This window comes from Gordonia sp. UBA5067, from assembly GCF_002414845.1.
GTDB lineage: Bacteria > Actinomycetota > Actinomycetes > Mycobacteriales > Mycobacteriaceae > Gordonia > Gordonia defluvii.
Genome location: NZ_DIAX01000028.1, coordinates 50983 through 74614, shown reverse-complemented (window position 1 = coordinate 74614; position 23632 = coordinate 50983). Strand labels below are relative to the sequence as shown.

The 23632-nt window shown below is 66.7% G+C and carries 18 protein-coding genes; 2 read left to right on the top strand and 16 right to left on the bottom strand.

Going from position 1 to position 23632, the window contains the following annotated elements; all coding sequences use genetic code 11:
- Nucleotides 1-13: 13 nt before the first annotated feature.
- The 12 genes from B4M62_RS04370 to lspA all read right to left on the bottom strand — a co-directional run bounded on the left by B4M62_RS04370 (nucleotide 14) and on the right by lspA (nucleotide 15138).
- A complete protein-coding gene (locus B4M62_RS04370; protein ID WP_290705664.1) occupies nucleotides 14-1186 on the bottom strand; it encodes an MlaD family protein in 1173 nt (390 codons plus the stop codon).
- Nucleotides 1174-2289, bottom strand: a complete 1116-nt coding sequence (locus B4M62_RS04365; RefSeq protein WP_290705662.1) for an MlaD family protein — start codon at nucleotides 2287-2289, stop codon at nucleotides 1174-1176. Before B4M62_RS04365 ends, B4M62_RS04370 begins: the two co-directional genes overlap by 13 nt.
- A complete protein-coding gene (locus B4M62_RS04360; RefSeq protein WP_290705661.1) occupies nucleotides 2290-3408 on the bottom strand; it encodes an MCE family protein in 1119 nt (372 codons plus the stop codon).
- 5 nt (nucleotides 3409-3413) lie between these two features.
- On the bottom strand, nucleotides 3414-4406 hold the full coding sequence (locus tag B4M62_RS04355) for an MCE family protein (RefSeq protein WP_414651774.1): 993 nt from the start codon (nucleotides 4404-4406) through the stop codon (nucleotides 3414-3416).
- Nucleotides 4403-5437, bottom strand: coding sequence for an MlaD family protein (locus B4M62_RS04350; RefSeq protein ID WP_414651780.1), 1035 nt, complete (start codon nucleotides 5435-5437; stop codon nucleotides 4403-4405). The genes B4M62_RS04355 and B4M62_RS04350 overlap by 4 nt, the downstream gene beginning before the upstream one ends.
- The gene (locus B4M62_RS04345) at nucleotides 5419-6777 is read right to left on the bottom strand and encodes an MlaD family protein (protein WP_290705655.1); all 1359 of its coding nucleotides are present in this window, start codon (nucleotides 6775-6777) and stop codon (nucleotides 5419-5421) included. The genes B4M62_RS04350 and B4M62_RS04345 overlap by 19 nt, the downstream gene beginning before the upstream one ends.
- Before the next feature lie 3 nt (nucleotides 6778-6780).
- Complete coding sequence (locus B4M62_RS04340; protein ID WP_290705653.1) at nucleotides 6781-7647, bottom strand: MlaE family ABC transporter permease; 867 nt, start codon at nucleotides 7645-7647, stop codon at nucleotides 6781-6783.
- A gap of 1 nt (nucleotide 7648) precedes the next feature.
- Nucleotides 7649-8470 carry an MlaE family ABC transporter permease gene (locus B4M62_RS04335; RefSeq protein WP_290705651.1) on the bottom strand — a complete coding sequence of 274 codons (822 nt, stop codon included), beginning with the start codon at nucleotides 8468-8470 and terminating at the stop codon, nucleotides 7649-7651.
- A 141-nt stretch (nucleotides 8471-8611) separates the two neighbouring features.
- A complete protein-coding gene (ilvA, locus tag B4M62_RS04330) occupies nucleotides 8612-9985 on the bottom strand; it encodes a threonine ammonia-lyase IlvA (protein ID WP_290705813.1) in 1374 nt (457 codons plus the stop codon).
- A gap of 55 nt (nucleotides 9986-10040) precedes the next feature.
- Nucleotides 10041-13589 (bottom strand): DNA polymerase III subunit alpha, encoded by a 3549-nt coding sequence (gene dnaE / locus B4M62_RS04325; RefSeq protein WP_290705649.1) that lies wholly within the window; start codon nucleotides 13587-13589, stop codon nucleotides 10041-10043.
- 75 nt (nucleotides 13590-13664) lie between these two features.
- Nucleotides 13665-14591: an RluA family pseudouridine synthase gene (locus B4M62_RS04320; protein WP_290705811.1), complete on the bottom strand. Its 927-nt coding sequence runs from the start codon at nucleotides 14589-14591 to the stop codon at nucleotides 13665-13667.
- Complete coding sequence (gene lspA / locus B4M62_RS04315) at nucleotides 14584-15138, bottom strand: signal peptidase II (protein WP_414651773.1); 555 nt, start codon at nucleotides 15136-15138, stop codon at nucleotides 14584-14586. Before lspA ends, B4M62_RS04320 begins: the two co-directional genes overlap by 8 nt.
- A 48-nt stretch (nucleotides 15139-15186) precedes the next feature.
- Between lspA and B4M62_RS04310 the strand changes: the two genes are divergently transcribed.
- On the top strand, nucleotides 15187-16143 hold the full coding sequence (locus B4M62_RS04310; protein WP_290705823.1) for a hypothetical protein: 957 nt from the start codon (nucleotides 15187-15189) through the stop codon (nucleotides 16141-16143).
- Between the two features lie 41 nt (nucleotides 16144-16184).
- Here B4M62_RS04310 and B4M62_RS04305 read toward each other — a convergent pair whose 3' ends face one another.
- Nucleotides 16185-16760, bottom strand: a complete 576-nt coding sequence (locus B4M62_RS04305) for a hypothetical protein (RefSeq protein WP_290705647.1) — start codon at nucleotides 16758-16760, stop codon at nucleotides 16185-16187.
- Nucleotides 16761-16914: 154 nt separating this feature from the next.
- Here B4M62_RS04305 and B4M62_RS04300 point away from each other — a divergent pair, with 154 nt between their 5' ends.
- The gene (locus B4M62_RS04300; RefSeq protein WP_290705645.1) at nucleotides 16915-17880 is read left to right on the top strand and encodes an asparaginase domain-containing protein; all 966 of its coding nucleotides are present in this window, start codon (nucleotides 16915-16917) and stop codon (nucleotides 17878-17880) included.
- On the opposite strand, the gene B4M62_RS04295 is transcribed toward B4M62_RS04300, so the two are convergent.
- The 3 genes from B4M62_RS04295 to B4M62_RS04285 form a co-directional block, all read right to left on the bottom strand.
- Nucleotides 17877-19205, bottom strand: a complete 1329-nt coding sequence (locus B4M62_RS04295) for a DNA polymerase IV (protein ID WP_414651779.1) — start codon at nucleotides 19203-19205, stop codon at nucleotides 17877-17879. The genes B4M62_RS04300 and B4M62_RS04295 overlap by 4 nt on opposite strands.
- Before the next feature lie 55 nt (nucleotides 19206-19260).
- A complete protein-coding gene (ileS, locus tag B4M62_RS04290) occupies nucleotides 19261-22443 on the bottom strand; it encodes an isoleucine--tRNA ligase (RefSeq protein ID WP_290705641.1) in 3183 nt (1060 codons plus the stop codon).
- Nucleotides 22444-22683: 240 nt separating this feature from the next.
- Nucleotides 22684-23610, bottom strand: a complete 927-nt coding sequence (locus tag B4M62_RS04285) for a hypothetical protein (RefSeq protein WP_290705639.1) — start codon at nucleotides 23608-23610, stop codon at nucleotides 22684-22686.
- Nucleotides 23611-23632: the final 22 nt, after the last annotated feature.

The window sequence follows — 23632 nt, the reverse complement described above, 5'->3', positions numbered from 1 at the left end:
ATTCGGGCCATACCTACCGGTCGAGCGGGACCGTCCGCGCGTTGGGATCGAAATTCGGCGGCGGCCCGGCGGTGTCGTCCCCGGCGGGCCTCGGCGCGTTGGCCGCGCCACGGATCTGCTGGTTGGGATCCTCGGTGACACAGTACAGGTTCAGCGGAATCGTCAATTCCTGCACTTTCGTCGGGCGCGATGGAGTCACCGGGTAGGTACACGATGGACGAGGGTAGATCGATCCCATCGCCCACCACGCACCATTGTGGAACATCGCCAACGACTTAGAACTCGCATCACGGATCGACGGCAGCAGGACGGCGATCGCCGGCGCCCGCAACGCGCCCTGCCGAGCCACCTCACGGAACTGCTTGAGGACGTCGGTGACGGGGTCCCGGATCTCGTTGAGCGAACCGGTCAGGCTGCTCACCTGGGTGGCGCCGCTACCCAGCAGGGTGCGCAGCTCTTTGTCTGCGGACATCGCCGCGTTCATGATCGAACTGCCGCCACTGACCAGTCGCTGCAGGTCTGGCTGGATCCCGCTAGTCGTATTGAGGATCTCACCAGTGTTGTTGATGAGGTTCTGGGTCTGGGGCAGTACCTTGTAGAGATCGGCGAAGATGGTGCCGGCCGAGTCGAACAGGACGCGCAGATCGTTACCGTCGTGACCGCGACCCAGTGCTATGTCGAGTTGCTCGATGGTCGATGCGAGCTTCTTCGGATCGATCTGTTCGACGACGTCGAGCGTCGTCTCGAGCATCTTCGGGAATGGCACCGCCGATGAGGTCTGCGGCTGACTGATCGTGTCGCCATTGCGGAAGTAGGGCCCGTCCGCGGTCGGCGGCCGGAAATCGATGAACTGCTCGCCCGCCGCCGACAGACCACTCGCGCGCACGAGCGAGTTCCGGTTTATCTTGACGTCGCCGTCAATCCGGACCTTCACCTCGACATGGTCGGGGCGGACCGCGATGGAATCGATGCTGCCAATGCGGGCACCCCGAAGATTGACGTCGGAAGTGGTCTGAATGCCACCCGAGTTCTGGAACTGAAGCGTCAACCCGTACGTGTCCGCCAGCGGGCGCCAGCGCAACGAGCCGAAGGCAAGGTACGACAACCCCACGAGCATGACCAGGACCAGCGCCACGTTGCCCGCGAGCACCGAATGCTTCTTGACCCACCCAATCATCCGCAGCACCCTTTCGTCCCGGTCAGCTGCGCGAGGATCCGCGTCAGCGTCTGCTGCAACGATTTGGTGCCCGCGTCGAGGTCTCTGAGTTCGGGGAAGCGCGACGCGGAGTCGAAGCCGGTACCCGGGGTCAGGTAGTAGACCCGCGTCGAAACCGACGCCGCCGACGTCTTCGTCGTCTTCGCCCACTTCGGCAGCAACAGGTGCAGGTTGTCGACTAGCGGCCCGAGGCTGTCGGACGCCTCCTGCAGGCCGGCGAGTGCAACAGACAGCGAATCGAGCAGATCGATGGTGTTCTGCTGGTTGGTGTTGAGGAAGTCCGTTGTCGCCGAGGTGACTTTGTTCGTCTTCTCCATGGTCGCGAGGATCATCGACATCTGGCCGTTGATGGCGTTGACCGCCACCGGCAGCTTCGCGATGGCCGCCTGTAGTTGTGGCCGGCCGTTGTCGATCTGCGCGGTGAGGTCTCGGGTCACCCTCATCGACTTGTCCACCTCGGCGGCCGTGGAATTGAGCCTGGTGATCGCCGTGGTGAAGCCGCGGATCACGCCGATGAGGTCGTTGTGGTCGGCCGGGGTGGTTCCGACGGCGGCCGACAACTCGGTGATGACCGTCTGAAGCGAGCCGAGCGTCCCGCCGTCGACCGTGGCCGCGGCGGTGACCAGTAGGTCCTCGACTGTCGCGGCCGCACTGGTCGGACCGTCGAGCATGCCGCCATCACCGATGTAGTTCCCCGCGGCGGTGCCGCTCGGCGGCTGCAGTGCGACAAAGACGTCGCCCAACGGGGTCGCCTGCCGCAGCTCGGCGCCTGTGCCAACCGGCAGTCTGGTGTTCTTGCCGACCGCCATGGTGACGACGGCCCGGTAGTCCTTCGCCTCGATCTTCTCCACCATGCCGACGTCGGTGCCGAACAGCTTCACCTTTGCCCGGGCAGGCAGGTTCAGCGCATTGTCGAACGAAGTGCGCACCGTGATGGACTCACCGATGCCACCCGGGGCAGGCAGCGGGATCTGCTCGACGGTGAGGCCCGGCAGCCGGCTGCACCCGGACAAGGCGAGTGTTGCCGCGACCCCGACGATCACCGCGGCGCGCGTGCGCGTACGGACTGTCATCTATCCTCCCCCACTGAGCTTCTGCAGGATCGCCGAGAAAATGCCCATGTCCGGACCGAAGTCCTTCAGCTGGCCGGTCCGGCATCCGTTCTTCTGCAAATTGATCGACTCGCAGAACCGGTGAAGCATCTCGTTGTCGACGAGCGATTTGTCGGTGAACACCCCGGCCCGCCACGCACCCTGCTCCTCGGATACCGAATTGGACAGGTTCTGAAACAGCAGCGGACCGAGGTCGATGGTCTCCACCAGCTGTCGCGAGTAGTCGCCGAGATTCTCCGTGAGCGCCGCGAGCTTGCTCGTCGACACCCCGATGGTCCCGGCGTTGCCCGCGAGGAAATCGGTCGTGTTGCGCAGCATCACGTTGAGATCGGCCATCGCGGCGACCAGTCCGGGCGACTGGCGGTCGAGAGTGGCGGCAACATCGGTCACCGAGGCGGAGAAGACCCGCATCTTCGGATAGTTCGCCACCAGCTTGGAGGTGAGGTCGTTGATCATCTTGATCAGCTCGACGAGCGTATCGCCGTTGTCGGCGGCCAGCTTCCCGGCCTTGCTCATCTGGGTCACCGCTTCGGCGAAGCGCTGGCCGTTCTCATCGGTGATGCCGTTGGCCAGGCCCAGGAAGTCGGCCAGCGGACCCTTGCCGCCGCCGTCGCCGGCGAACGACCTCATGAGCTTGTCGACCGAGTCGAACAGATCGGCGATCTCCACCGGCGCCTTCGTATGCGCGACGGTGTCCCCGTTGCTCAACTGGTCACCGTCCGTGTACACCGGCGACAATTCGATGTGCCGGGTTGTGACGATCGACGTGTTCACAATCGCCGCGGTCACATCCTTCGGGATCGGCACCGACTTGTCGACGGTGAACCGGACCTTCACCCGCTGGCCCTCGGGCTGTATCTGGGTGATCCGGCCGACCGGCATGCCCAGAACCGCGATGTCGTTGCCGTTGTACAGCCCCGCCACACTGTCGAAGTAGGCGGTGACCTCAATGGCACGCCCCAGTGCGGAATTCACCCCACTCGGTACCAGCGAGCACGACGACGTGCCCACCGCCGCGGCGACCACCAGGGCCGCGCCGGCCGCTGTGCGCGTCACCCGCGACGCGCCCTGCTTCGTCATCGTTGTCAGCATCCGTCCACCACTCGGGCCGTACACAGCCAGTTGTCGGGGAAGAGGCCCCACGGCAGGTAGTCGTTCGCGTAAGGTCCGTCGGCCATGATGTTCACCGTCGCGCGAGCGGTGATCGGCAGGATCTCCAGCAGCTTTCGCAGATTGGCGCGGTTCTTCTCCAAGCCTTGCGAGATCGTCTGGATGTTCGCCATGACCGGCGCCAGCCGTCCGGCGTTCTCCACACCCACCGCCTGGGCGTTCCGCGTCAACGCGGCCAAACCGTCGAGCAGCCGGGTGACCAATGCTTCCCGGGTGGCAATCTTGGTCGCCAACTGCTGACCCTGGCCGATGATCATCGCCAACTGCACCTGACTGTCGTCGACAACCGCGGTCACCGTCTTGGTGTCCTTGATCAACTGGTTGATCTGGTCCTTGCGGCTGGTGATCACCTCGGACATGCGGGCCAGTCCGTCGATGGCGGGCTGCGCCAACTGGGGGGTGCCGGCCAGCTGCCGGTTGAGTTCGGTCAGGCTCGCGGACATGTCGTCGGGATTGATCCCGACCAGAATCGGGGTACCCGCCTCGATCGTCTTCTGCAAATCGTAGGGCACCCGCGTGTTCTGCAGCCCGAACCGGTTGTCCTTCAGCTTGTCCGGGGCGTCGCCCAAGGCGATATCGATATAGCGCTGACCGAGGAGTGTCGACATTTTAATCTCGGCCGATCCATTGGACCGCACGTCGACGTCACGGTTCACCTTCATCGACACCTTGACATGGTCGCGTTGAAGGCTGGCCCCACTCACCTCGCCGACGTCGATCCCGGCCACGCGGACCTTGTCGCCCGGACGGATTCCGCCGGCCTGGGCAAAGTCGCCCTCATAACCCCGCTTGCCCAGATCCGCCCCGGCCAGGACGAAAACAGCCAGGAGAACCAGGGCGAGCGCCAGCGCCCCGAGCACACCGGTCACCAGCTGCGGCTTGTCCCGATACATTGCCTTCACGCTCATCGACATGCCTCCGAGTGCGCCGTGCCGCCGATCTTGCTTATGATTCCCGGCGGGAGCAGGACATCGCCGATCGCGACATCGAGTTCACAGGCGTAGATGTTGAGGTGCGCGCCCTGCCCCATCACCATCGGGAAGTGTGCGAAGAAGACCGGCGCCTCAACAGCGGCGCGATCAAGCTTCGGACCCAGCCCGATGAGCTTCTTCGTCGCCAGGGCCGCATCGGCTCCCGCCCTCGCCAGTGAACTCTGCGATTGGCCGAGGATGGCGCCGAATCCCGCCGCGGTGCGCCCGACGTCCGTGACGACCTTGCCGAAGGCGGCCGAGTTGCTGTTCAGGCTGGCGATGAGGTCGCCGGTCCCCTTGACCAGATCACTCATCTGCGTGCCCTGCCTCGCGAGGTCCCGCATAACGCCGGATAGGTGGGTGACGATCGATCCGATCACCTGGTCCCGGTTGGCCATGTCGTTGGCCAGCGTGCTGATTTGTGCGACGGTGTTGGTCAACGACACCTGGTCGCCCTGGAAGACGGCGATCAATCCCTGGGACAGGCCGTTGATCTGCTCCGAAGTCAACGTGTCGAACAGCGGCTGGAAACCGGCCAGCAGTCGGGTGACGTCAAACGAGTCTTCCGACGGCTGCCGCAGGCGCGATCCCGGGCCCAGCGGAGTGCGCGGCTGACCGTCGACGAGAGTCAGCTGGATGTACCGCTGACCGATGAGGTTCTGGTAGCGAATCGCTGCCTTCGTCGCCGCGTAGATCGACTGGGACGAATCGACGGTGAAGTCCACCCTGGCCTTACCGTTCTCCAGCTTGAGGGAACTCACGCGGCCGACCCGGACACCGGCCATGCGGACATCGTCGCCACTGGCCAGGCCGGAGGAGTCGTGGAAGACCGCCGTGTACTCGTGGGTGTGACGCGGACCGGTGCGCATCAGCGTCGACCAGATGGTGTAGGTCAACAGCAGCGCGACGATTGCGAACAGGGAGAACCCGATCAGCGGCTTGCGGATGCTCATCGTCCTCCTTCCGATCGGTTCTGGGGCGTGGCGCCGTGCTGCCCCGCGGGCCGGCGTTGCCCCGGCTTGCGGTCCGGCTTCACCCGGGTCGAGTCGACCAGTGGGCCGAGCATCAGGATCTCGGCCGGCGACGGGTCATGCCCTAGCATCGCGCGCAGCGTGGCGACGTCGGTTCCAGTGGTGACCGATCCGGCGGTCATCCGCCGCATGCTGGGCGGGTAGACCATCAGCGGCCCCGAACTCGTCGGGCCGGTGCCCGTCCCCGGCCCGACGCACCCGGGTCCGCGCAGCTGACCGTACTTCCCGCCGTTGTAGACCGGACAGTTCTGTCGCGTGTACTGCAAGAAGGCGCTGAAGCTGATCCCCAGGTTCAGCTGGGCGTGACCGTTGACGCCGGTGAACACGGTCTGCGCCCGGGCGGCGAGACGATTCAGGGCGACGATGGCCTCCGGCATTGAGTGCGGCTCGAGGACCGCTGCCCCGACAACCTGGCTCATGTCGGCCACCAAATGTTTGCCCACATCGCCGTTCGCGGCGAACAGGGCCTGCGCCTCCTCGGTGACGCCCTGCGCGGCGGCCAGGAGCGCGGTCAGATTGTGCTGGTTCTCGGCGATCGTCGCGGCGGGGACAACGCTCTTACCCAGCGCGTCCAACAGTTGGGGCGCCGAACGGGACAGACCCATCACCGTCGCGTTGAAGTCGTCGAAGCCCGGCGGCGCCCCGGCCGGGAACATCGCGTTGAGATGCTCGAAGTACTCGCGCAAAGACTCGGAGAACATGGCGAACGTCGTGCCGCCGCCACGCATCGCGTCGGCGATGGTGCCCAAGACCGCCGCCAACTGCTCTGGCGGAACCGCCCGCATGATGTCGCGCAACTGATTCTGCGCGTCCTGCAGCGCCAGTGTCGCCAGGGTCTTGTCTTCCCGGATCTGGGTCCCGGCGACCATCCTTGCCGGTGCCACGCCCTGGGCCGGTGGGATCAACTCCACCGAGTTGACGCCGAAGAGGTTCGACGGGACGGTCCGTGCCGTCACGTTGCCCGGAATACCGTCGGCCTGTTTCGGGTCGAGATTGATGTGCACGATGCGCATCTCCCCGCCCACACTCGAATCCGATGCGGTCACGCCGGTCACTTCGCCAACGATGTAGCCGTTATAGCGCACGTCGGCGGCTCGGACCAGACCGTCGCCGACGTCTTTGAGCGTCGCGGTCACCGGGACGACCTTGTCGAAGGTGCCGGTGTAGCGCAGTGCGAGCACTGCGAAGAGAGCGGCGAGGACCGTCACGAAGGCGACGCCGCGCAGCACGTAGCTCGTCAGGGACGGGTTGCGCCCGGTGGTATCGATGAATGGCATGGCCTACCCCGAGATCCTGATTCCGGACGACGTACCCCAGAAGACCAGCGTCATGATCAGGTTCGCGAAAACGATGACGATGATCGCCAACCGGATGGCGTGGCCGGCGGCCACGCCCACGCCCTCCGGGCCACCGTTGGCGAAGTAGCCGTAGTAGCACTGGATGAACGTGGTGAGCAGGACGAAGACAACGACCTTCACGAAAGACAGCACCATGTCCGAGGACAAGAGGAATTGCTGGAAGTAGTAGAGGTAGGTGCCATCTCCCTGGCCGCTCTGGAGCTGGAACATGACCTGGCAGGCGAGGTAGTTCGCGGCCAGCGCAATGGCGTACAGTGGGACGATCGACAGGACCGCGGCCATCATGCGGGTCGTCACCAGGTAGGGCAGCGGTCGGATCGCGATCGACTCCAGCGCGTCGATCTCCTCGCTGATCCGCATCGATCCCAACTGGGCGGTGAACCGACAGCCCGCCTGGGCGGTGAATGCCGTCGCCGCGAGCAGTGGCGCGATCTCCCGGGTGGTCGCGAAAGACGAGATCGCGCCGACGACCGGGTCCATGCCCAGCAGGTGCAGGGCGGTGTAGCCCTCGATGCCGACCGTGGCCCCGCCCATGACGCCCAGAATGATCATGACGCCGACCGTGCCGCCGCCGACGACGATGGCTCCATTGCCCCAGGCGATGTCGGCGAGTAGCCGCCACACCTCCTTGGAATAGTGCTTGAAGGTGATCGGTATCGCGCCCAGTGACTTGAGTAGGAAGGTCAGTTGGTGGCCCATCCGCGCGAGGGCGTCGCGCGGACCGCGGTAGGTGCTCTTGGCGATCTCAACCGGGCGCAGCGCGGGCGGGGTATATCGGGAAACCGTCACGTCACACCACCTTTGCCGGGATGACCAGCGCAAAGACCTGGGTCAGCACCACGTTGACCGTGAACAGCAGGATGACCGAGTTGACGACGGCGGCATTGACCGAATCGGCGACGCCGGCCGGGCCACCCCGGGTGGTCAGGCCGCGATCACAGGCCACGATCGCCACGATCGCCCCGAAGATCACCGCTTTGATCATCGCGAACCACAAGTCCGATGGAGAGGCGAACGCCGCGAAGGTGCCGGTGTAGGAACCCGGCGTGCCGCCCTGCATGTAGACGTTGAAGACATAGCCGGTGATGAAGCCGACGAAGCAGACGAAGCCGCAGAGCAGGAAGCTGACGAGCATCGTCGCGAGCAGGCGCGGCGAGATCAGCCGCTGCACCGGGTTGACGCCCATGACCTTCATCGCGTCGATCTCGTCGCGGATGGTCCGCGAACCGAGGTCGGCAGCGATGGCCGAGCCGATCGCGCCCGCCATGATCAGCGCGGTCACCAGCGGCGCGCCCTGGCGGATCACACCGAGGCCGGTCGCAGCGCCGGCGAAGGCGTTCGCGCCGATCTGCCCGGCGATGTTGGAAACCTGGATGGAGACGATGACACCGATCGGGATGGCGACCAGCAGGGTCGGGAACACCGAGGTGCTGGTCATGAAGGCACACTGCCGAATGAATTCGCCGAATGGGAACTGACGCTTGACGATATCGGTGAACAGTGTGCGGAACACTTCCACGAACATGCCGAGCTGACGCCCGAAAGTGTCGAAGGAGGCGACGATGTGCCCGTCCCACCACTTTCGCGCCGCTGAAACCCGCACAGGCTTCACCGACGTTTGCGTATCCGGACTATTTGTGACCACTCCCCTGCCTTCACTAGTCCTCTGTTTCACACCTGACTCCCCGGTGCGTGAGTAATATACCGTGCACCGTGCCCCCCATTGCGATTTGGGTCACATGACCCGCCCGTGTCAGGTCAGAAAGCGGTACTCGGGCGAGCCCGGATCGAGCCACTGGCACAACAACCGGGACTGGTCCATCCGCGCCACCAGAGGCGCCAGCCCGTCGGGCGAACCCAGCTCGACGCCGACCAGCGCCGCCCCCGTCTCCCGATTGTTCCGCTTGACGTACTCGAACAGTGTGATGTCGTCATCGGGTCCGAGGACTTGGTCGAGGAATCGGCGCAGCGCACCCGGCTCCTGGGGGAAGTTGACGAGGAAGTAGTGCTTGAGCCCCCGGTGCACCAGGGAGCGCTCGATGATCTCCCCGTAACGGGAGACATCGTTGTTGCCGCCGGAAACGAGCACGACGACCGTCGACGATGTGGTCAACCCGGACCCGGCAAGATCGAGTCCGTCCAGCGCGGCAGCCGCCAGGGCACCGGCCGGCTCGGCGATGAGACCCTCATTCTGGTAGAGCTCCAGCATCGTCGAACAGATCGCCCCCTCGTTGACCCGGGTCACCCGGACCTCCCCCGTCGCGAGGGGGGCGCCGGGTTCAACGAGCCGGATGCCGGGCGCGGCCGCGCCCCGATAGGGGTCGAGATCGGGATCGTCGACCACCGAGGGGCTCACCGCCGACACCGCCGCATGGGCGAGCGCACCGACCCGGCGCACCGCGGCGCCGTCGACGAAGGAATCGATCTCAGCGAGCGTGACCGGCTCACCCGCCACCAGAGCAGCGGCCAGCGAGGGCGCTCCGGCCGGTTCGGCAGCCACGATGCGAGTAGTCGGATCGGCGGCCCGCAGATACGTCATGACCCCGGTCAAGCAGCCGCCGCCCCCCACCGGGACGACCATCATCGCCGGCGCTGCACCCAGCTGGTCGACGACCTCCCGCGCAATCGTGCCCTGACCGGCTGCGGTGCGCGGGTCGTCGAACGGGTGGATCCACGCCGCACCCGACGTCGCCACATCGGCCAGCGCCGCGGCCTGCGCCGCGTCGTAGGTGTCGCCGGTCTTGACCAACTCGACGAACTCTCCGCCATGCCAGACAATGCGATCACACTTCTGCTTGGGCGTGGTCGTGGGAACGTAGATGCGGCCGGGCACGCCCAGCGTGGCGCAGGCGAACGCGACTCCCTGCGCATGGTTGCCCGCACTGGCCGCGACCACCCCACGCGCGAGATCGGCGCTGGTCAGCTGTCCCATGACGTTGTAGGCGCCACGAATCTTGTACGAGCGCACCGATTGCAGGTCCTCGCGCTTGAGGTATACCTGCACCCCGTAGCGATCCGACAGTCGCGGACTGTACTCCAGCGGCGAAACTATCGCAGCGCCGGCGATCCGCTCGGCGGCCGCAGCGATGTCGCCGACCGTCGGCAGCGCCGGATGGTCCTGGGCCACGGGTTGCCGACCGGTGGATTCTCTGGCGGGGGCGTCGGTCACGACACCAATCGTCTCACGCTCCCAGGCACGAAGGACCCAGGAGTGCCTTCAGATCCCCCATTAGCGCCGACGACGGGGTGACCCGCAACGACTCGTTGAGCTGCAACAGCGTCGAGCGCTGCTCGCTGACCAGGGTGACGTGCACATCGGCCGGCCCGGGATGGCGACTGAGGACCTGTTTGAGGTCGGTGACCCGATCGGGTGTGCACAGCCGCGCGCTGATGGTGAGCGCAACCGGCTTGGCGGCCCCGGCGGCTTTGAGGTCGGGCACGGCCAGATCGTTGGCGGCGATCATCAACCCGTCGTCGCGCTGGCGGACCTGGGCGCGCACCAGGACGATGTTGTCCTGCCCGATGTCCATGCCGAACGCCGAGTAGGCCCGCGGAAAGAAGTAGACTTCCACGCCGCCGACGAGGTCCTCGATCGTCACCGCCGCCCACGACTCGCCCTTTTTGTTCACCCTGCGGTTGACGCTCGAGATGATGCCGCCGATGGTGATCTGGGCGCCGTCGGCGACCTCTCCCTCCAGCAAGCTGGAGATCGACGTGTCGGTCTGGGCCGCGATGGCGTGTTCGACGCCGGCCAGCGGGTGCCCCGACACGTACAGCCCGAGCATCTCCCGCTCCAGGGCGAGCTTGTGCTTGGTCTCCCACTCCTCCTCGGGCACCTTGACCGCGAACACCTCGGCGGCCGACTCGCCGCCGCCCATATCGCCGAACAGGTCGAACTGCCCCATCGCCTCGGCCTTCTTGGTTCCCAGCACCGAGTCGACCGCATCGGCGTGGACCAGGAACAAGCCCTTGCGCGGATGGTCGAGCGAATCAAACGCGCCAGCTTTGACCAGCGACTCGGTGACCTTCTTGTTGCACGCGCCCACGTCGATCTTCGCCAGGTAGTCCGAGAAGCTGGCGAACCTCCCCTTGTTGGCGCGCGAGGCGATGACCGAGTCGACGACGCCCGCGCCCACGTTGCGAATCGCCGCCAACCCGAAACGGATATCGGTGCCGACTGCGGCGAAGTTCGGCTGCGACTCGTTGACGTCGGGCGGCAGGACGGTGATCCCCATTTTGCGGCAGTCGGCGAGGTAGATGGCCGACTTGTCTTTGTCGTCACCCACCGAGGTCAGCAGCCCGGCCATGTATTCGGCTGGATAGTTCGCCTTCAGATAGGCCGTCCAGTACGAGACGAGTCCGTACGCCGCGGCGTGCGACTTGTTGAAGGCGTAGCCCGCGAACGGGAGGACGGTGTCCCACAGTGCCTTGATCGCCGCTTTGGAAAAGCCGTTGCCCGACATTCCCTCGGCGAAGCCGTCGTACGCCTCGTCGAGCACTTCCTTCTTCTTCTTGCCCATCGCGCGGCGCAGGTTGTCGGCCTGGCCCATCGAGTACCCCGCCACCTTCTGCGCGATCTGCATGATCTGTTCCTGGTAGACGATCAAGCCGAATGTCTCCGCGAGGATCTCGCGCAACGGTTCCTCGAGTTCAGGATGGATCGGTTTGACGTCTTGTCGGTTGTTCTTTCGGTCTGCGTAGTCGTTGTGGGCGTTCATGCCCATCGGACCGGGCCGGTACAGCGCACCGACCGCGATGATGTCCTCGAACACGGTTGGGCGCAGTCGGCGCAGCAAGTCGCGCATCGGGCCGCCGTCGAGCTGGAACACGCCGAGTGTCTGCCCGCGCGACAGCAGATCGAAGGTCGCCGGATCGTCGAGTGGCAGCTTGTCCATGTCGAGTTCGATGCCCCGGTTGAGCGTGATGTTCTCCAGGGCGTCGTTGATGACCGTCAGATTGCGCAGGCCGAGAAAGTCCATTTTCAGCAGGCCGATGGCTTCACATGACGGATAGTCCCAACCGGTGATGATGGCGCCGTCCTGCGCCCGCTTCCAGACCGGGATCGCGTCGGTCAGCGGGTCCTTGGACATGATGACCGCACACGCGTGCACACCGGCGTTACGGATCAGGCCCTCCAAGCCCAAGGCGGTGCCGTAAATCTTTTTGACATCGGGGTCGGTCTCGATGAGCGCGCGCACCTCGGCGGCCTCGCCGTACCGCTCGTTGTCGGGGTCGGTGATCCCCGATACGGAGATGTCCTTGGCCATGATCGGCGGCGGCAACGCCTTGGTGATCCGGTCGGCGATCGCGAACCCCGGTTGGCCGAACTGGACGCGCGCCGAATCCTTCAGTGCCGCTTTGGTTTTAATGGTGCCGAAGGTGATGACCTGGGCAACTTTGTCCTCGCCCCACTTCTCGGTGGCGTACCGCACCATCTCACCGCGGCGGCGATCGTCGAAGTCGATGTCGATGTCTGGCATGGACACGCGCTCGGGGTTGAGGAACCGCTCGAACAACAGCCCGTAGGGCAACGGATCGATGTTGGTGATCCCCAGCGCCCACGCAACGATCGACCCGGCGGCCGAGCCGCGGCCCGGGCCCACGCGGATACCGACCTCGTGGGCGTGGGCGATGAGATCGCCGACGACGAGGAAGTAGGCCGGGAAGCCCATCTGGATGATGATGTCGAGTTCACGGTTGGCGCGTTCGAGATACTCCTGCGGGACCTCGGTACCGGGGAACCGGCGCTGCGCGAGGCCGCTCAGCACCTCCTTGCGTAGAAACGTCGCCTCACTGTCGCCCGCCGGTACCGGGAACACCGGCATCCGATCACGGTGGGTGAACACCTCCGCGTAGGACTCCACCCGTTCAGCGATCTCCAGCGTCGAGTCGCATGCCCCGGGTACCTGTGCATCCCACAGGGCGCGCATTTCTGCCGCCGACTTCAGGTAGTAACCGTCGCCGTCGAACTTGAACCGCGTCGGATCGGAGAGGGACTTGCCGGTCTGCACGCACAACAGCGCCTCGTGGGCCCCGGCGTCGGACTGGGTGACGTAGTGGCAGTCGTTGGTCGCCAGCGGTTTGATGCCCAGCTTGCGACCGACCTCGAGAAGGCCATCGCGCACCCGGCTCTCGATCTCGATGCCGTGCTCCATCAATTCGAGATAGAAGTTGTCGGGACCGAAGATGTCGCGCCACTTGGCCGCAGCCTCCAGCGCCTCCCGCTCTTGGCCCAGGCGCAGCCGGGTCTGCACCTCGCCCGACGGACAGCCGGTGGTCGCAATGATGCCCGACGCGTGCTGCGCGATGAGGTCGGCGTCCATCCGGGCCCACTTACCCAGCTGTCCCTCGATCGATGCCAGGGACGACAGTTTGAACAGGTTGCGCAGACCGGTCGCATTCGATGCGACCATCGTCATGTGCGTGTAGGAACCGCTGCCGGAGATGTCATCGGACCGTTGGTCGCGCGTCCCCCACTGCACGCGTTTGGTGGAAAACCGCGATTCCGGGGCGATATAGGCCTCGATGCCGATGATCGGTTTGATCTCGTTGCGCACCGCGACGTTGTAGAACTCGCTGGCCCCGAACATGTTGCCGTGGTCGGTCATGCCGATGGCGGTCATCCCCAGCCGCTTGGCCTCGGCGAACAGCGGACCGACCTTCGCCGCACCGTCGAGCATCGAGTATTCGGTGTGGTTGTGCAGGTGGACGAAAGATCCGGAGTCGGTCACGGCGTCCACTCTAGGACTCCGGTCCGACACAAACCGAGCGCCACGCCACGTCGTGACGGATGAGGCACCCGGGACTCAGTCGTCCCGCAAGACGTCGAGCGCGTGCTGCAAATCATCGGGATACGCGCTGGTGAAACGGACCTCGCGCCCGTCTGCGGGGTGCGCGAACGCCAGTTCCCGCGCATGCAGCCACTGTCGGTCCAAGCCGAGCCGAGCGGCGAGCACCGGATCACCCCCGTAGGTGGGGTCACCACAGCACGGGTGGTGCAGCGCCGAGAAGTGTACCCGGATCTGATGGGTGCGCCCGGTTTCCAGTGCCACGTCGAGCAAGGAGGCGGCGGCGAACATCTCGAGCGTGTCGTAGTGGGTGATCGACGGCTTCCCACTCGCTGTCACCGCGAAACGCCAGTCACTTCCGGGGTGCCGCCCGATCGGCGCGTCGATCGTACCCGCGGGCGGATCGACGTGGCCCTGAACCAGTGCGTGGTAGCGCTTTTGCACCTCACGGTTCTTGAACGCCCGCTTGAGCAGGGTGTACGCCTGCTCGGAGGCCGCGACGACCATCAGCCCGGAGGTGCCCACGTCGAGGCGCTGCACGACGCCCTGTCGTTCCTGGGCGCCCGAGGTGGAGATCCGGTACCCGGCCGCAGCCAGTGCTCCCACCACCGTCGGACCGGTCCACCCCTGCGACGGATGTGCGGCGACCCCGACCGGCTTGTCGACGACGATGATGTCCGAGTCGTGAAAGACGACGGTCAAGTCCGCCACCGGCGTCGGCTCAACCCGCAGTGGCCGCGGCGGTTCGGGCAGCAGGACGTCGAGTAGTGCCCCGACCGGGAGTTTGTCGGACTTGGCAACCGGTGCACCGTCGACCGTGATGTCGCCGGCCGCGGCAAGTTCGGCGGCCACCGTCCGCGAAATCCCCAGGATCCGCGCCACCCCGGCGTCGACCCGCATCTGCGCAACGCCGTCGGGCACCGGCAGGGTCCGCGACTCACGCATGCGCGTCACCGGCCGCACTGTCCGCGGATGGGGCCGCGGGTTCATGGCGGGCTGCCCAGCCGCTGCGGCCGCCGTCATAGTCGAAGCCCAGAACGGTCAGGACGACCAGCAGGACCGCCCCGCACACCACCGCCGAGTCGGCGACGTTGAAGACGGGCCACCACCCGACGGCGATGAAGTCCACGACGTGGCCGCGCAGTGCGCCCGGCGACCGGAAGACCCGGTCGGTGAGATTGCCCAGGGCGCCGCCCAGCACCAGACCCAATCCCAGGGTCCACCACCCCGAGCGCAGCCGCGACGACAATCGAATGATGGCGATCACCACGCCGGTGGCGATCAGGGTGAGCACCCACGTGTACCCGGTGGCCATGGAGAATGCCGCTCCACTATTCCGCAGGACGAGCAACCGCGCCCAGTCACCGATCAGATACAGCGGGTCACGGCCTTCCAGAGCGGCCACCGCCCAGTTCTTGGTGAGAACGTCAAGGACCCACACCGTGAGTGCGACCCCGAGCACAGTCATGGTCGTCGCATATCGCTTCTGCACGTTGACCAGGGTACTGGTGCCCGGCCGGGCAGCCGCTACGCTGGCCCCGTGCTGACCCCGTCCGCGACGGCTGCGCTGTGCCGCGCCGCACTTCTCCCCCTCACCGGCGTGCTCGTTGGCGCACTCGTCGCCTGCGGCGGCGCCGACAAGGCGGCCGATGACGGCCCCTGCGCCACGGCCGCGACGACGGACGCCTCGGCACGACCCATTCCGCTGGCCCCCCCGGCCGTCGAGTTGATCTCGAGCGGGACGGCGCCGCATCAGGCACTGCGCGCCGCACCGGACCGAACGGCTGCACACCGGGCACGCATCACGTCGACGACGACGGTGCTGACCCGGCTGGCCGACACGGGCGGGGATGACTCGATCTCGCGGGAGGACCAATCGGTCACCGCCGAAATCACCGAGCGCCGCAACTGCACCGATGACACCGACGTCGCGCTGCGCTTCGACGCGCTGTCGGCCACCGACCCCCGACTGTCGGCCGACCTGGCCAAGGACAACGGCTCGCGCGGCGGATTGACGCTGGGCGATTCGGGTGCGCCGGTCTCACTGCGGCTCTGGCCCCGGGACGGCGCCCCGACGACCGCGCGGGCCATCGTGGAGAACACCGTGGCGACGGCGCTACAGAATATTGTCGCGCTGCCCAGCGAGCCCGTCGGCACCGGGGCGAGCTGGCGCATCACCCGCACGCTGCTCGGCGCGACAACCCTGCACCAGACCGTCACGGCGACGCTGCGCAGGCGGGCCGGCGACCTCATCGACCTCGATATCTCCGTCGACGAGACGCCCACCGGGGCGGAGTACACCGTGCCGGGCACCGGTAAGACGCTGCGCATCGCCCGCTATACGGCGCTCGGGCATGGCACGGCCCGCTTCGATCTTCGGCGCGCACTGCCCATCGGCGGGTCGATCGATGTCCACGGGGCGCGCGAACTCGTGGGCGACGACGCCACGCGGCCCCTTGTGCAGCAAACCCGCTATCAACTCCAGTGGAGCCGATAGCGGGTCGCTGACGGGAGGTGGCCCGCCGGAGTGCCGGGTACCTATCCGGTGGGCGTGGTCCCCGGATGTGAAGCGGCCGGCGCCGGGCACATCGCGGTCTTGACGTTGTTGCCGCTCAGCAACGGGCAGACGGTGTCCCTCGACAACTTCCACCGGCCGTCGACGAAGACGATGCCCGCTTCGGCCTTGGCCGGCGGGTTCTCGCCGATCTTCACCTGAACCTTGACGGTGGCCCGCTTCGGCCCGGCCGGGATGACCGGCGGGAAGATCTTGTACGTCGCGTCGGGATTGTCCTTACGGGCCTGGACGAGCTTGTTGAACACGTCGGGATCCTTCTCCGAACCCTCAACCAGGTTGGTCTTCTCGGAGTTGGGGACGTTGGGGTCCAGGGCGAGGTCCAGCATCTTGTTGAGCGTCTTCACCGTCGGGCGGACTTTGGGGTTGGTGACCCCGGTCAGGTCGTACTTGCCGCCGCTCGACGCTGCAGCCGAGGCCTGGGTTGTTGTGCTCACCGGGGAAAGCGGAGGCAAGCCGTCATCACTGTTGCCGCCGCAAGCGGCAACCGACAGCGCCACTCCGGCGACCATCACACCGGCGAAAACCTTCGGTAGTTTCACGTTTCCATCCTTCTCTGACGGCCATTGCGCCGCACTCCACTATGCCAAAGCCCTCAACGAGGCTAGTTCACGCGACCCCGCAAAGCTGGTATTCGCAGCAGTCAACATGCCGACAACGCTTGACCACGGCGGTTGGTTCCCACAGGCTGGACACATGGCGTCAAAGCGGATCGCGCTCATCACCACCGGCGGCACCGTGGCCGCCCATCAAACCGCCGGGGGCGCGGTTCCGGTCCTGCACTCCGGTGATCTCATGAACCTCGCACAGGCAGCCTTTGACCAGGCCGGAACCACCGCGAAGCCGGATATCGCCACGATCGACCTGATGACCCGGGACTCCTCCGCCCTACGAACGCACGACCAGTTCATCATCGCGACGGCGGTCATCGGTGCCCTGGCCGACCCCAGCGTCACCGGGGTCGTTGTGACACACGGCACCGACACGATGGAGGAAACGGCCTTCCTGGTCGACCTGTACGCCCATGACCGGCGGCCCGTCGTGTTCACCGGGGCGCAGCTGCCCAGCGATCAGCCCGACGCCGACGGCCCGGGCAACATTGTCGCCGCCATTGCCTGCGCCCTCGATCCGGATTCGGTCGGGCGAGGGGTCCAGGTGGTGGTGGGCGGCGACCCGCAGCCCGTCCGGGGTCTATTCAAAGTCGATACCGAGGCTCTTCGCGCCTACGATGTCGTACACCCCGGCCTTGGTCGACCACTGGCCGATTTACCGGTACCGGCGGGGCGCACCGCACGAGTGGACACCCTCGCGCTGTATCCGGGGGTAAGTCCCGGCACGATCGCGGCGGCCGTATCCCAACACGCCGCAGGCATCGTTCTCTCCGCCACCGGCTCGGGCAACACCCATCCGGACATCACCGCACAGGTGTCCCTGGCGGTGCAGCAAGGCGTCACGGTCGTGGTGAGCACCCGCGTCCCCTATGGGAAGGTGGCCGCCCGCTACGGCGGCGGCGGCGGTGCCGTCGATCTCGTCGCCGCGGGCGCCCTCGTCTCCGCGTGGCTGCGTGCCCCGCAGGCCCGCATGGCGGTGATCGCCCTGCTGACCGCTGGCGCCTCCCGCGATGACATCGCCGACTTCCTCGCGCGGTCGGGTCCCGCCTAGCCCGGTTCGTTCCAGTCGAGCGAATCGAGTGGGTCGGCGATCTGGAGGAAGGGTTCGGGCAGGGTAAATGTCCGGGCGATTCCCGGCCCGGTGGCGCGCGTTTCGAAGCGGACCGTCACCACTCCATGGCCGGTGCCCTGCACCCACCCGTGACCGTATTCGTTGTGGCGGACGTCAGAGCCGGTGGCCCAGCCCGACTCCTGCGACTCACCGAAGGCGCTGTCGAGTCCGGCCGCGGTGAGCTCGGGTGAGTCGTCATCGGGCGCAGCCTCCCCGATCACCTCGCCGGCCGGGCTGTCGAACAGGGTGAACTGCTCGGCGGTGGTCAGGCCCGAGTAGCCGACGCCGACGAGCCGGATCGGCCCGATGTCGCGCGGATCGAGTGCGAGGCGCTGCGCTGCCGCGGTGAGATCCACGAGATCTGCCGCACCGACTGCCAGCGTGAGCGACCGGGTCAGCACCGACATGTCGGCGCGGCGCAGTTTCAGCACCACCGTGCGGGCCAGCCGGCCATCGGTCGAGAGGCGACGATGAGCATCTGCCGCAGCTCGCGAAATCTCCTCGCGCAACGGGACCAGGTCGACGATGTCCACGGCCAGCGTCGACTCCGAGCTGATCTGCTTGGCCTCGGCGCGCTCGCGCACCGGTCGCTCGTCGATCCCGCGGGCCAACTCGTGCAGGGCCAGCCCGATCTTCGCCCCCAACACCGAGGCCGCCTCGGTCGGCGCCAGCGCCGCGAAGTCGCCGATCGTCTCAATCCCCAAGCGCGCCAACCGATCTCCCGATACCGGCCCGATTCCCCACAGCTTGCGGACCGGCAACGCGTGGAGGTAGGTCAACTCGCGATCGGGTTCGATCACCAGCACTCCGTCTGGCTTGGCGGCACCCGAGGCGATCTTGGCGATCTGCTTGCCGCTGCCGGCGCCCACCGAGGCCGTCAGGCCCGTCTGCCGGCGGATCCGCTCGCGCAGGGCTTCGGCAAAGGCCCGCGCGTCGTCCGAACCCGCCCCGGCCAGCTCGGCGGGCTCTCCGAACGCCTCGTCGAAGGACAGCATTTCGATGACGGGAATGGACTCGCGCACAGCACCGAAGACTCGCTCGCTCGCTGCCCGATACACCGCGCCGCGCGGCGGTACCACCACCGCCGGGGCGCCGACGAGACGCCGAGCCTGATGCATCGGCATCGCCGATCGCGCGCCATACGCGCGGGCCTCGTAGCTGGCCCCGGCGACGACGCCCCGGCCGCCGCGGCCCCCGACGAGCACCGGCCGCCCGCGCAGCGTTGGGCGGGTCAGCTGTTCGACCGACGCAAAGAAGGCGTCCATGTCCAGATGCAGCACCCACCGATTGCTGATCTGGCGCGGATCGTCCTTCGCCACCTCAGGCCTTGCGGATGTCCGCGCTCACACCGTCGCCGAGTTCGACCGCCCCGGGCAGGCCGTCGGCGTCGATCGCGAAGTCGGTGGCGAGCACCTCGTCGGCGATCAGCCCGGCGTGGGCGTGTGCCCACGCCGCCCGGTCAGCGGGCACTGCTAGCCGCACCACAATCCGGTCGATGATATCCAGGTCGAGGTCACGGCGCGCCTCTTGGAGCTCGCGCACCCGGTCCTTGGCCCAGCCCTCGGCCTCCAGTGCGGGCGTGACCGCGGTGTCGAGCACCACCAGCCCGGCTCCCCCGGGCAACTCCGCCGTCGAATCGGGGGCGGCGGCCACTAGCTTGCGGGTGTATTCGCCCGCGCGCAGTTCAACACCACCGGCGACGACTGTCTCGGCTCCGTCGGCGCCGGCCTCTACCGACCAGTCTCCGGCCTTGACCGCCTTGATCACACGCTGCACGTCTTTACCCAGCCGCGGACCCGCCGCCCGTGCGTTCACCACGATTTCACTGCTGCCGAATTCGGACGGGTCAGTATGCAGCGCTACGGACTTCACATTCATCTCGTCGGCGATCAGATCGGTGTAGGGCGCCAGTCGCATTGCGGTCGACGAGGCGATCGTCAGCTGCGACAACGGCAGGCGGACCCGCAGTTTGTTGGCCTTGCGCACCCTGGAGGTGACCGAACAGACCGCCCGGACCTCGTCCATCGCGGACACGAGTTCCAGATCGCGTGGCAGGTCGTGCGCTGACGGCCAGTCAGTCAGATGCACCGACCGCCCCCCGGTGAGGCCCCGCCAGATCGCCTCGGTCGCCAGCGGCAGCAGCGGAGCCGCGAGTCGGCTGGCCACCTCCAGCACCGTGTAGAGGGTGTCGAAGGCCGCCGGATCGTCATCCTGCCCGGCCCAGAACCGCGCACGCGAACGACGCACATACCAGTTGGTGAGCGACTCGCAGAACTCGCGAAACGACTCGCACGCACCGGAGATGTCGAAGATCTCCATCGCATCGGTGATCTCGTCGCGGGTCAGGGCGAGCTTTGACAGGATGTAGCGGTCGAGCACGTGATCGGAATCGGTCCGCCAGGTGGCGGGCCGCTCGGCGTAGAGCTGCAGGAAGCTGTAGGCGTTCCACAGCGGTAGCAGTGCCTGCCGGACTCCCTCGCGGATACCCTGCTCGGTGACGATGAGGTTGCCACCGCGCAAAATCGGCGACGCCATCAGGAACCAGCGCATCGCGTCGGAGCCGTCGCGGTCGAAGACCTCGTTGACGTCGGGGAAGTTGCGCTTCGACTTGCTCATCTTCTGTCCGTCATCACCCAGCACGATCCCGTGCGAGGACACGTTGCGGAACGCGGGACGGTCGAACAGCGCCGTGGCCAGGACGTGCAGATTGTAGAACCAGCCGCGCGTCTGCCCGTTGTACTCGACGATGAAGTCGCCCGGATTGTGCGGCAGGACACCGGTCGCGGCATTCCCATCGAACCAATCGCGATTCTCGAACGGGTAGTGGACCTGGGCATACGGCATCGACCCGGACTCGAACCAGCAGTCGAGGACCTCCGGCACCCGGCGCATCATCGAACGCCCGGCCGGATCGTCCGGGTTGGGACGGACCAGCTCGTCGATTCCCGGGCGGTGCAGATCGTCTGGACGCACCCCGAAATCGCGCTCGAGTTCGTCGAGGCTGCCGTACACGTCGATCCGCGGGTGGGCGGGATCGTCGGAGATCCAAACCGGGATCGGCGCTCCCCAATACCGATTGCGGCTGATGTTCCAATCCTTGGCGCCTTCGAGCCACTTGCCGAACTGTCCGTCACGCAGGTGCGCCGGCGACCAGGAGATCTCTTGGTTCAGCTCGATCATGCGCGGCTTCACGGCGGTCACGTCGACGAACCACGAGGGCACCGCCATGTAGATCAGCGGCTGGCCCGACCGCCACGAATGCGGATAGGAGTGCTCGATCGTCTCGTGCCGCAGGACCCGATCCCGGCCCTTGAGATCTTTGATGATGGCCGGGTTGGCATCGAAGATCATCTGCCCCTCGTAGTCGGGCACCAGTTCGGTGAAGCGGCCGCCCGGATCCAGCGGCTGTACCACCTCGATCCCGTTGGCCGCGGCGACGTCCATGTCCTCTTCGCCGAATGCCGGCGCCAGATGAACCACGCCGGTGCCCGAGTCGGTCGTGACGTAGTCGGCAAGGAGCACGCGGTGGGCGTTCGGGTGGCCCCGGAAATAGTCGAACGGCGGGGTGTAGGCCAGCCCGGCCAACTCGCTTCCGAGATAGGTGCCGATGGTCTGTACCTCCCCCAGCTCGCGCGTATAGGAGCCGACCAGCGCGGTAGCCAAGAGGTAGTCGGTACCCTGAGCGGTGCGAACGTGTGAGTACTCGGTATCGGGGTGCACGGCGATCGCCAGGTTCGACGGCAACGTCCACGGAGTCGTCGTCCAGATCAGCGCGTTCACGCCGTTCAACTCTGCGTGCGGTCCGTCGGCACCTGCGCCGGCGTGCAGCGGCATGGTTACCGTCAGCGCCGGGTCCTGGCGCATCCGGTATGCGTCGTCGAGCTTGGACTCCTGGTTACTCAGCGGCGTCTGCTCGTACCAGCTGTACGGCAGCACCCGGTAGCCCTGATAGATCAGACCCTTGTCGTAGAGCTCTTTGAACGCCCACATGACCGATTCCATGAAGTCGAGGTCGAGCGTCTTGTAGTCGTTGTCGAAATCAACCCACCGCGCCTGTCGTTGAACATAGGTCCGCCACTCGCCGGTGTAGCGCAGCACCGAATCGCGGCAGTACTCGTTGAACTTGTCGACGCCCATCGTCTCGATCTGCGCCTTGTCGGTGATGCCGAGTTGCCGCTCTGCTTCGAGTTCCGCGGGGAGCCCGTGGGTGTCCCACCCGAACCGGCGTTCCACACGCTTGCCGCGCATCGTCTGGAACCGCGGGATCACGTCCTTGACGTAGCCGGTCAGCAGATGGCCGTAGTGCGGCAGCCCATTGGCGAACGGCGGTCCGTCATAAAAGACAAACTCCGGCGCGGTGGACCTGTTTTCGATCGACGCGGCAAAAGTTCCATCGACATCCCAGTACGCCAGTACCGTCTGTTCGATATCGGGGAACCTCGGCGCACGCGGGGTGCCGCCGGTCAGGTCGACGACGGGATAGGGTCGATCGGGCGTTGCCACGCAGTACCTCCGTGCTCGTTCACCAGCACGGGGACGCCGTCGGCCATGAGGCCGGTCGTCGCGGTACCACCCCGCTTGCCGATCGCGGCGCCCGGCGGGCGGTGCAACGGCCACTCTTTCAGTCGGGCTATGACGGGCCCAGACCCGCTCGGTTCTACTCTGGGTCGCCGCCGAGGGCGGCGCCCCTGTTCTTCCGAGTGCTCCCCGGTGATTGCCGGATCGACGCAGTCGACAGTCTAGTCAGTCGCGCGGCGGACGCCAATTGGGATCCAGCGGGTCGATCGGCTTGGCCCGCGGCGGCTCGTCACGCCGGGCCCGCCGCGGTGTCGGCGGCGTCGGCGGAAGGTCGTTGACATGCCGAATAGCTTCCCGTGACTGGTCGGACACCAGCGCTGACCCGGCAGGCGGAATCGAGGACTCCCAACGAATCGTGCCTGGCTCGCTGTTGTCGGCGGGAATCGTTCCGCTGGCCTCAACCCGCGGAACGGACCCGGTCGAGGCGACGTAGTCGTGCAGATTACCGACGCGGCGGTGCCCCGGACCAGTCCGAATCGCCCCGCTCCCGGTGTCGGCGGGCGGCCGGCGGGGTGCGGACACCGTCGGCAGGGTGAAAGACGGTCCGGTGATCGGGGCCGACTGGGCCGGGGCCGACTGGGCCGGGGCCGACTGGGCCGGGGCCGACTGGGCCGGGGCCGACTGGGCCGGGGCCGACTGGGCCGGGGCCGACTGGGCCGGGGCGGGAGCCATCATCGGCGGTTGGGATGGCCGACCCATGGGCCGGTCGCCCGCTGGCGCAGCTGCACCCGGCTGCGCGAGCCCGGCGAGGTTGAGCGGACCGGTGAAGTCCGGCTCCGCCTCGCGGAATCCGCCGACCGCGGCCACCCGTCCGAGGGACATCCCGCCGGTGCCGGCCTCGCGCCGCGCCTCGCGCTGGGCCTCGCGCTGGGCGACGAAGGCATCGACGTCCTCACCGAGAAAGGCGCCGGTAGTCGGCGCGTCCTCCAGCGCGGTTTGGCGGGCACCCCGGCGGAGGTCGATCACCAACAGGACCAGTCCGATCACGGCGGCGACCACACAGGCGATCGCCAGCCACACCTGCCCGGTCACCAATCCGGCGACCAGCAGTCCGAACGCCGCGACAGCGGCGACAATGGCAGCACTCAACATGGTTCACACCCCCCGATCGGCG

What these genes read in the sequence shown, in the direction of transcription:
- B4M62_RS04365 (WP_290705662.1), bottom strand. Translation starts at nt 2,289, where the DNA reads ATGACAGTCCGTACGCGCACGCGCGCCGCGGTGATCGTCGGGGTCGCG.
- B4M62_RS04360 (WP_290705661.1), bottom strand. Translation starts at nt 3,408, where the DNA reads ATGACGAAGCAGGGCGCGTCGCGGGTGACGCGCACAGCGGCCGGCGCG.
- B4M62_RS04355 (WP_414651774.1), bottom strand. Translation starts at nt 4,406, where the DNA reads ATGAGCGTGAAGGCAATGTATCGGGACAAGCCGCAGCTGGTGACCGGT.
- B4M62_RS04345 (WP_290705655.1), bottom strand. Translation starts at nt 6,777, where the DNA reads ATGCCATTCATCGATACCACCGGGCGCAACCCGTCCCTGACGAGCTAC.
- B4M62_RS04320 (WP_290705811.1), bottom strand. Translation starts at nt 14,591, where the DNA reads ATGCGTGAGTCGCGGACCCTGCCGGTGCCCGACGGCGTTGCGCAGATG.
- B4M62_RS04300 (WP_290705645.1), top strand. Translation starts at nt 16,915, where the DNA reads ATGGCGTCAAAGCGGATCGCGCTCATCACCACCGGCGGCACCGTGGCC.
- B4M62_RS04295 (WP_414651779.1), bottom strand. Translation starts at nt 19,205, where the DNA reads ATGGACGCCTTCTTTGCGTCGGTCGAACAGCTGACCCGCCCAACGCTG.
- B4M62_RS04285 (WP_290705639.1), bottom strand. Translation starts at nt 23,610, where the DNA reads ATGTTGAGTGCTGCCATTGTCGCCGCTGTCGCGGCGTTCGGACTGCTG.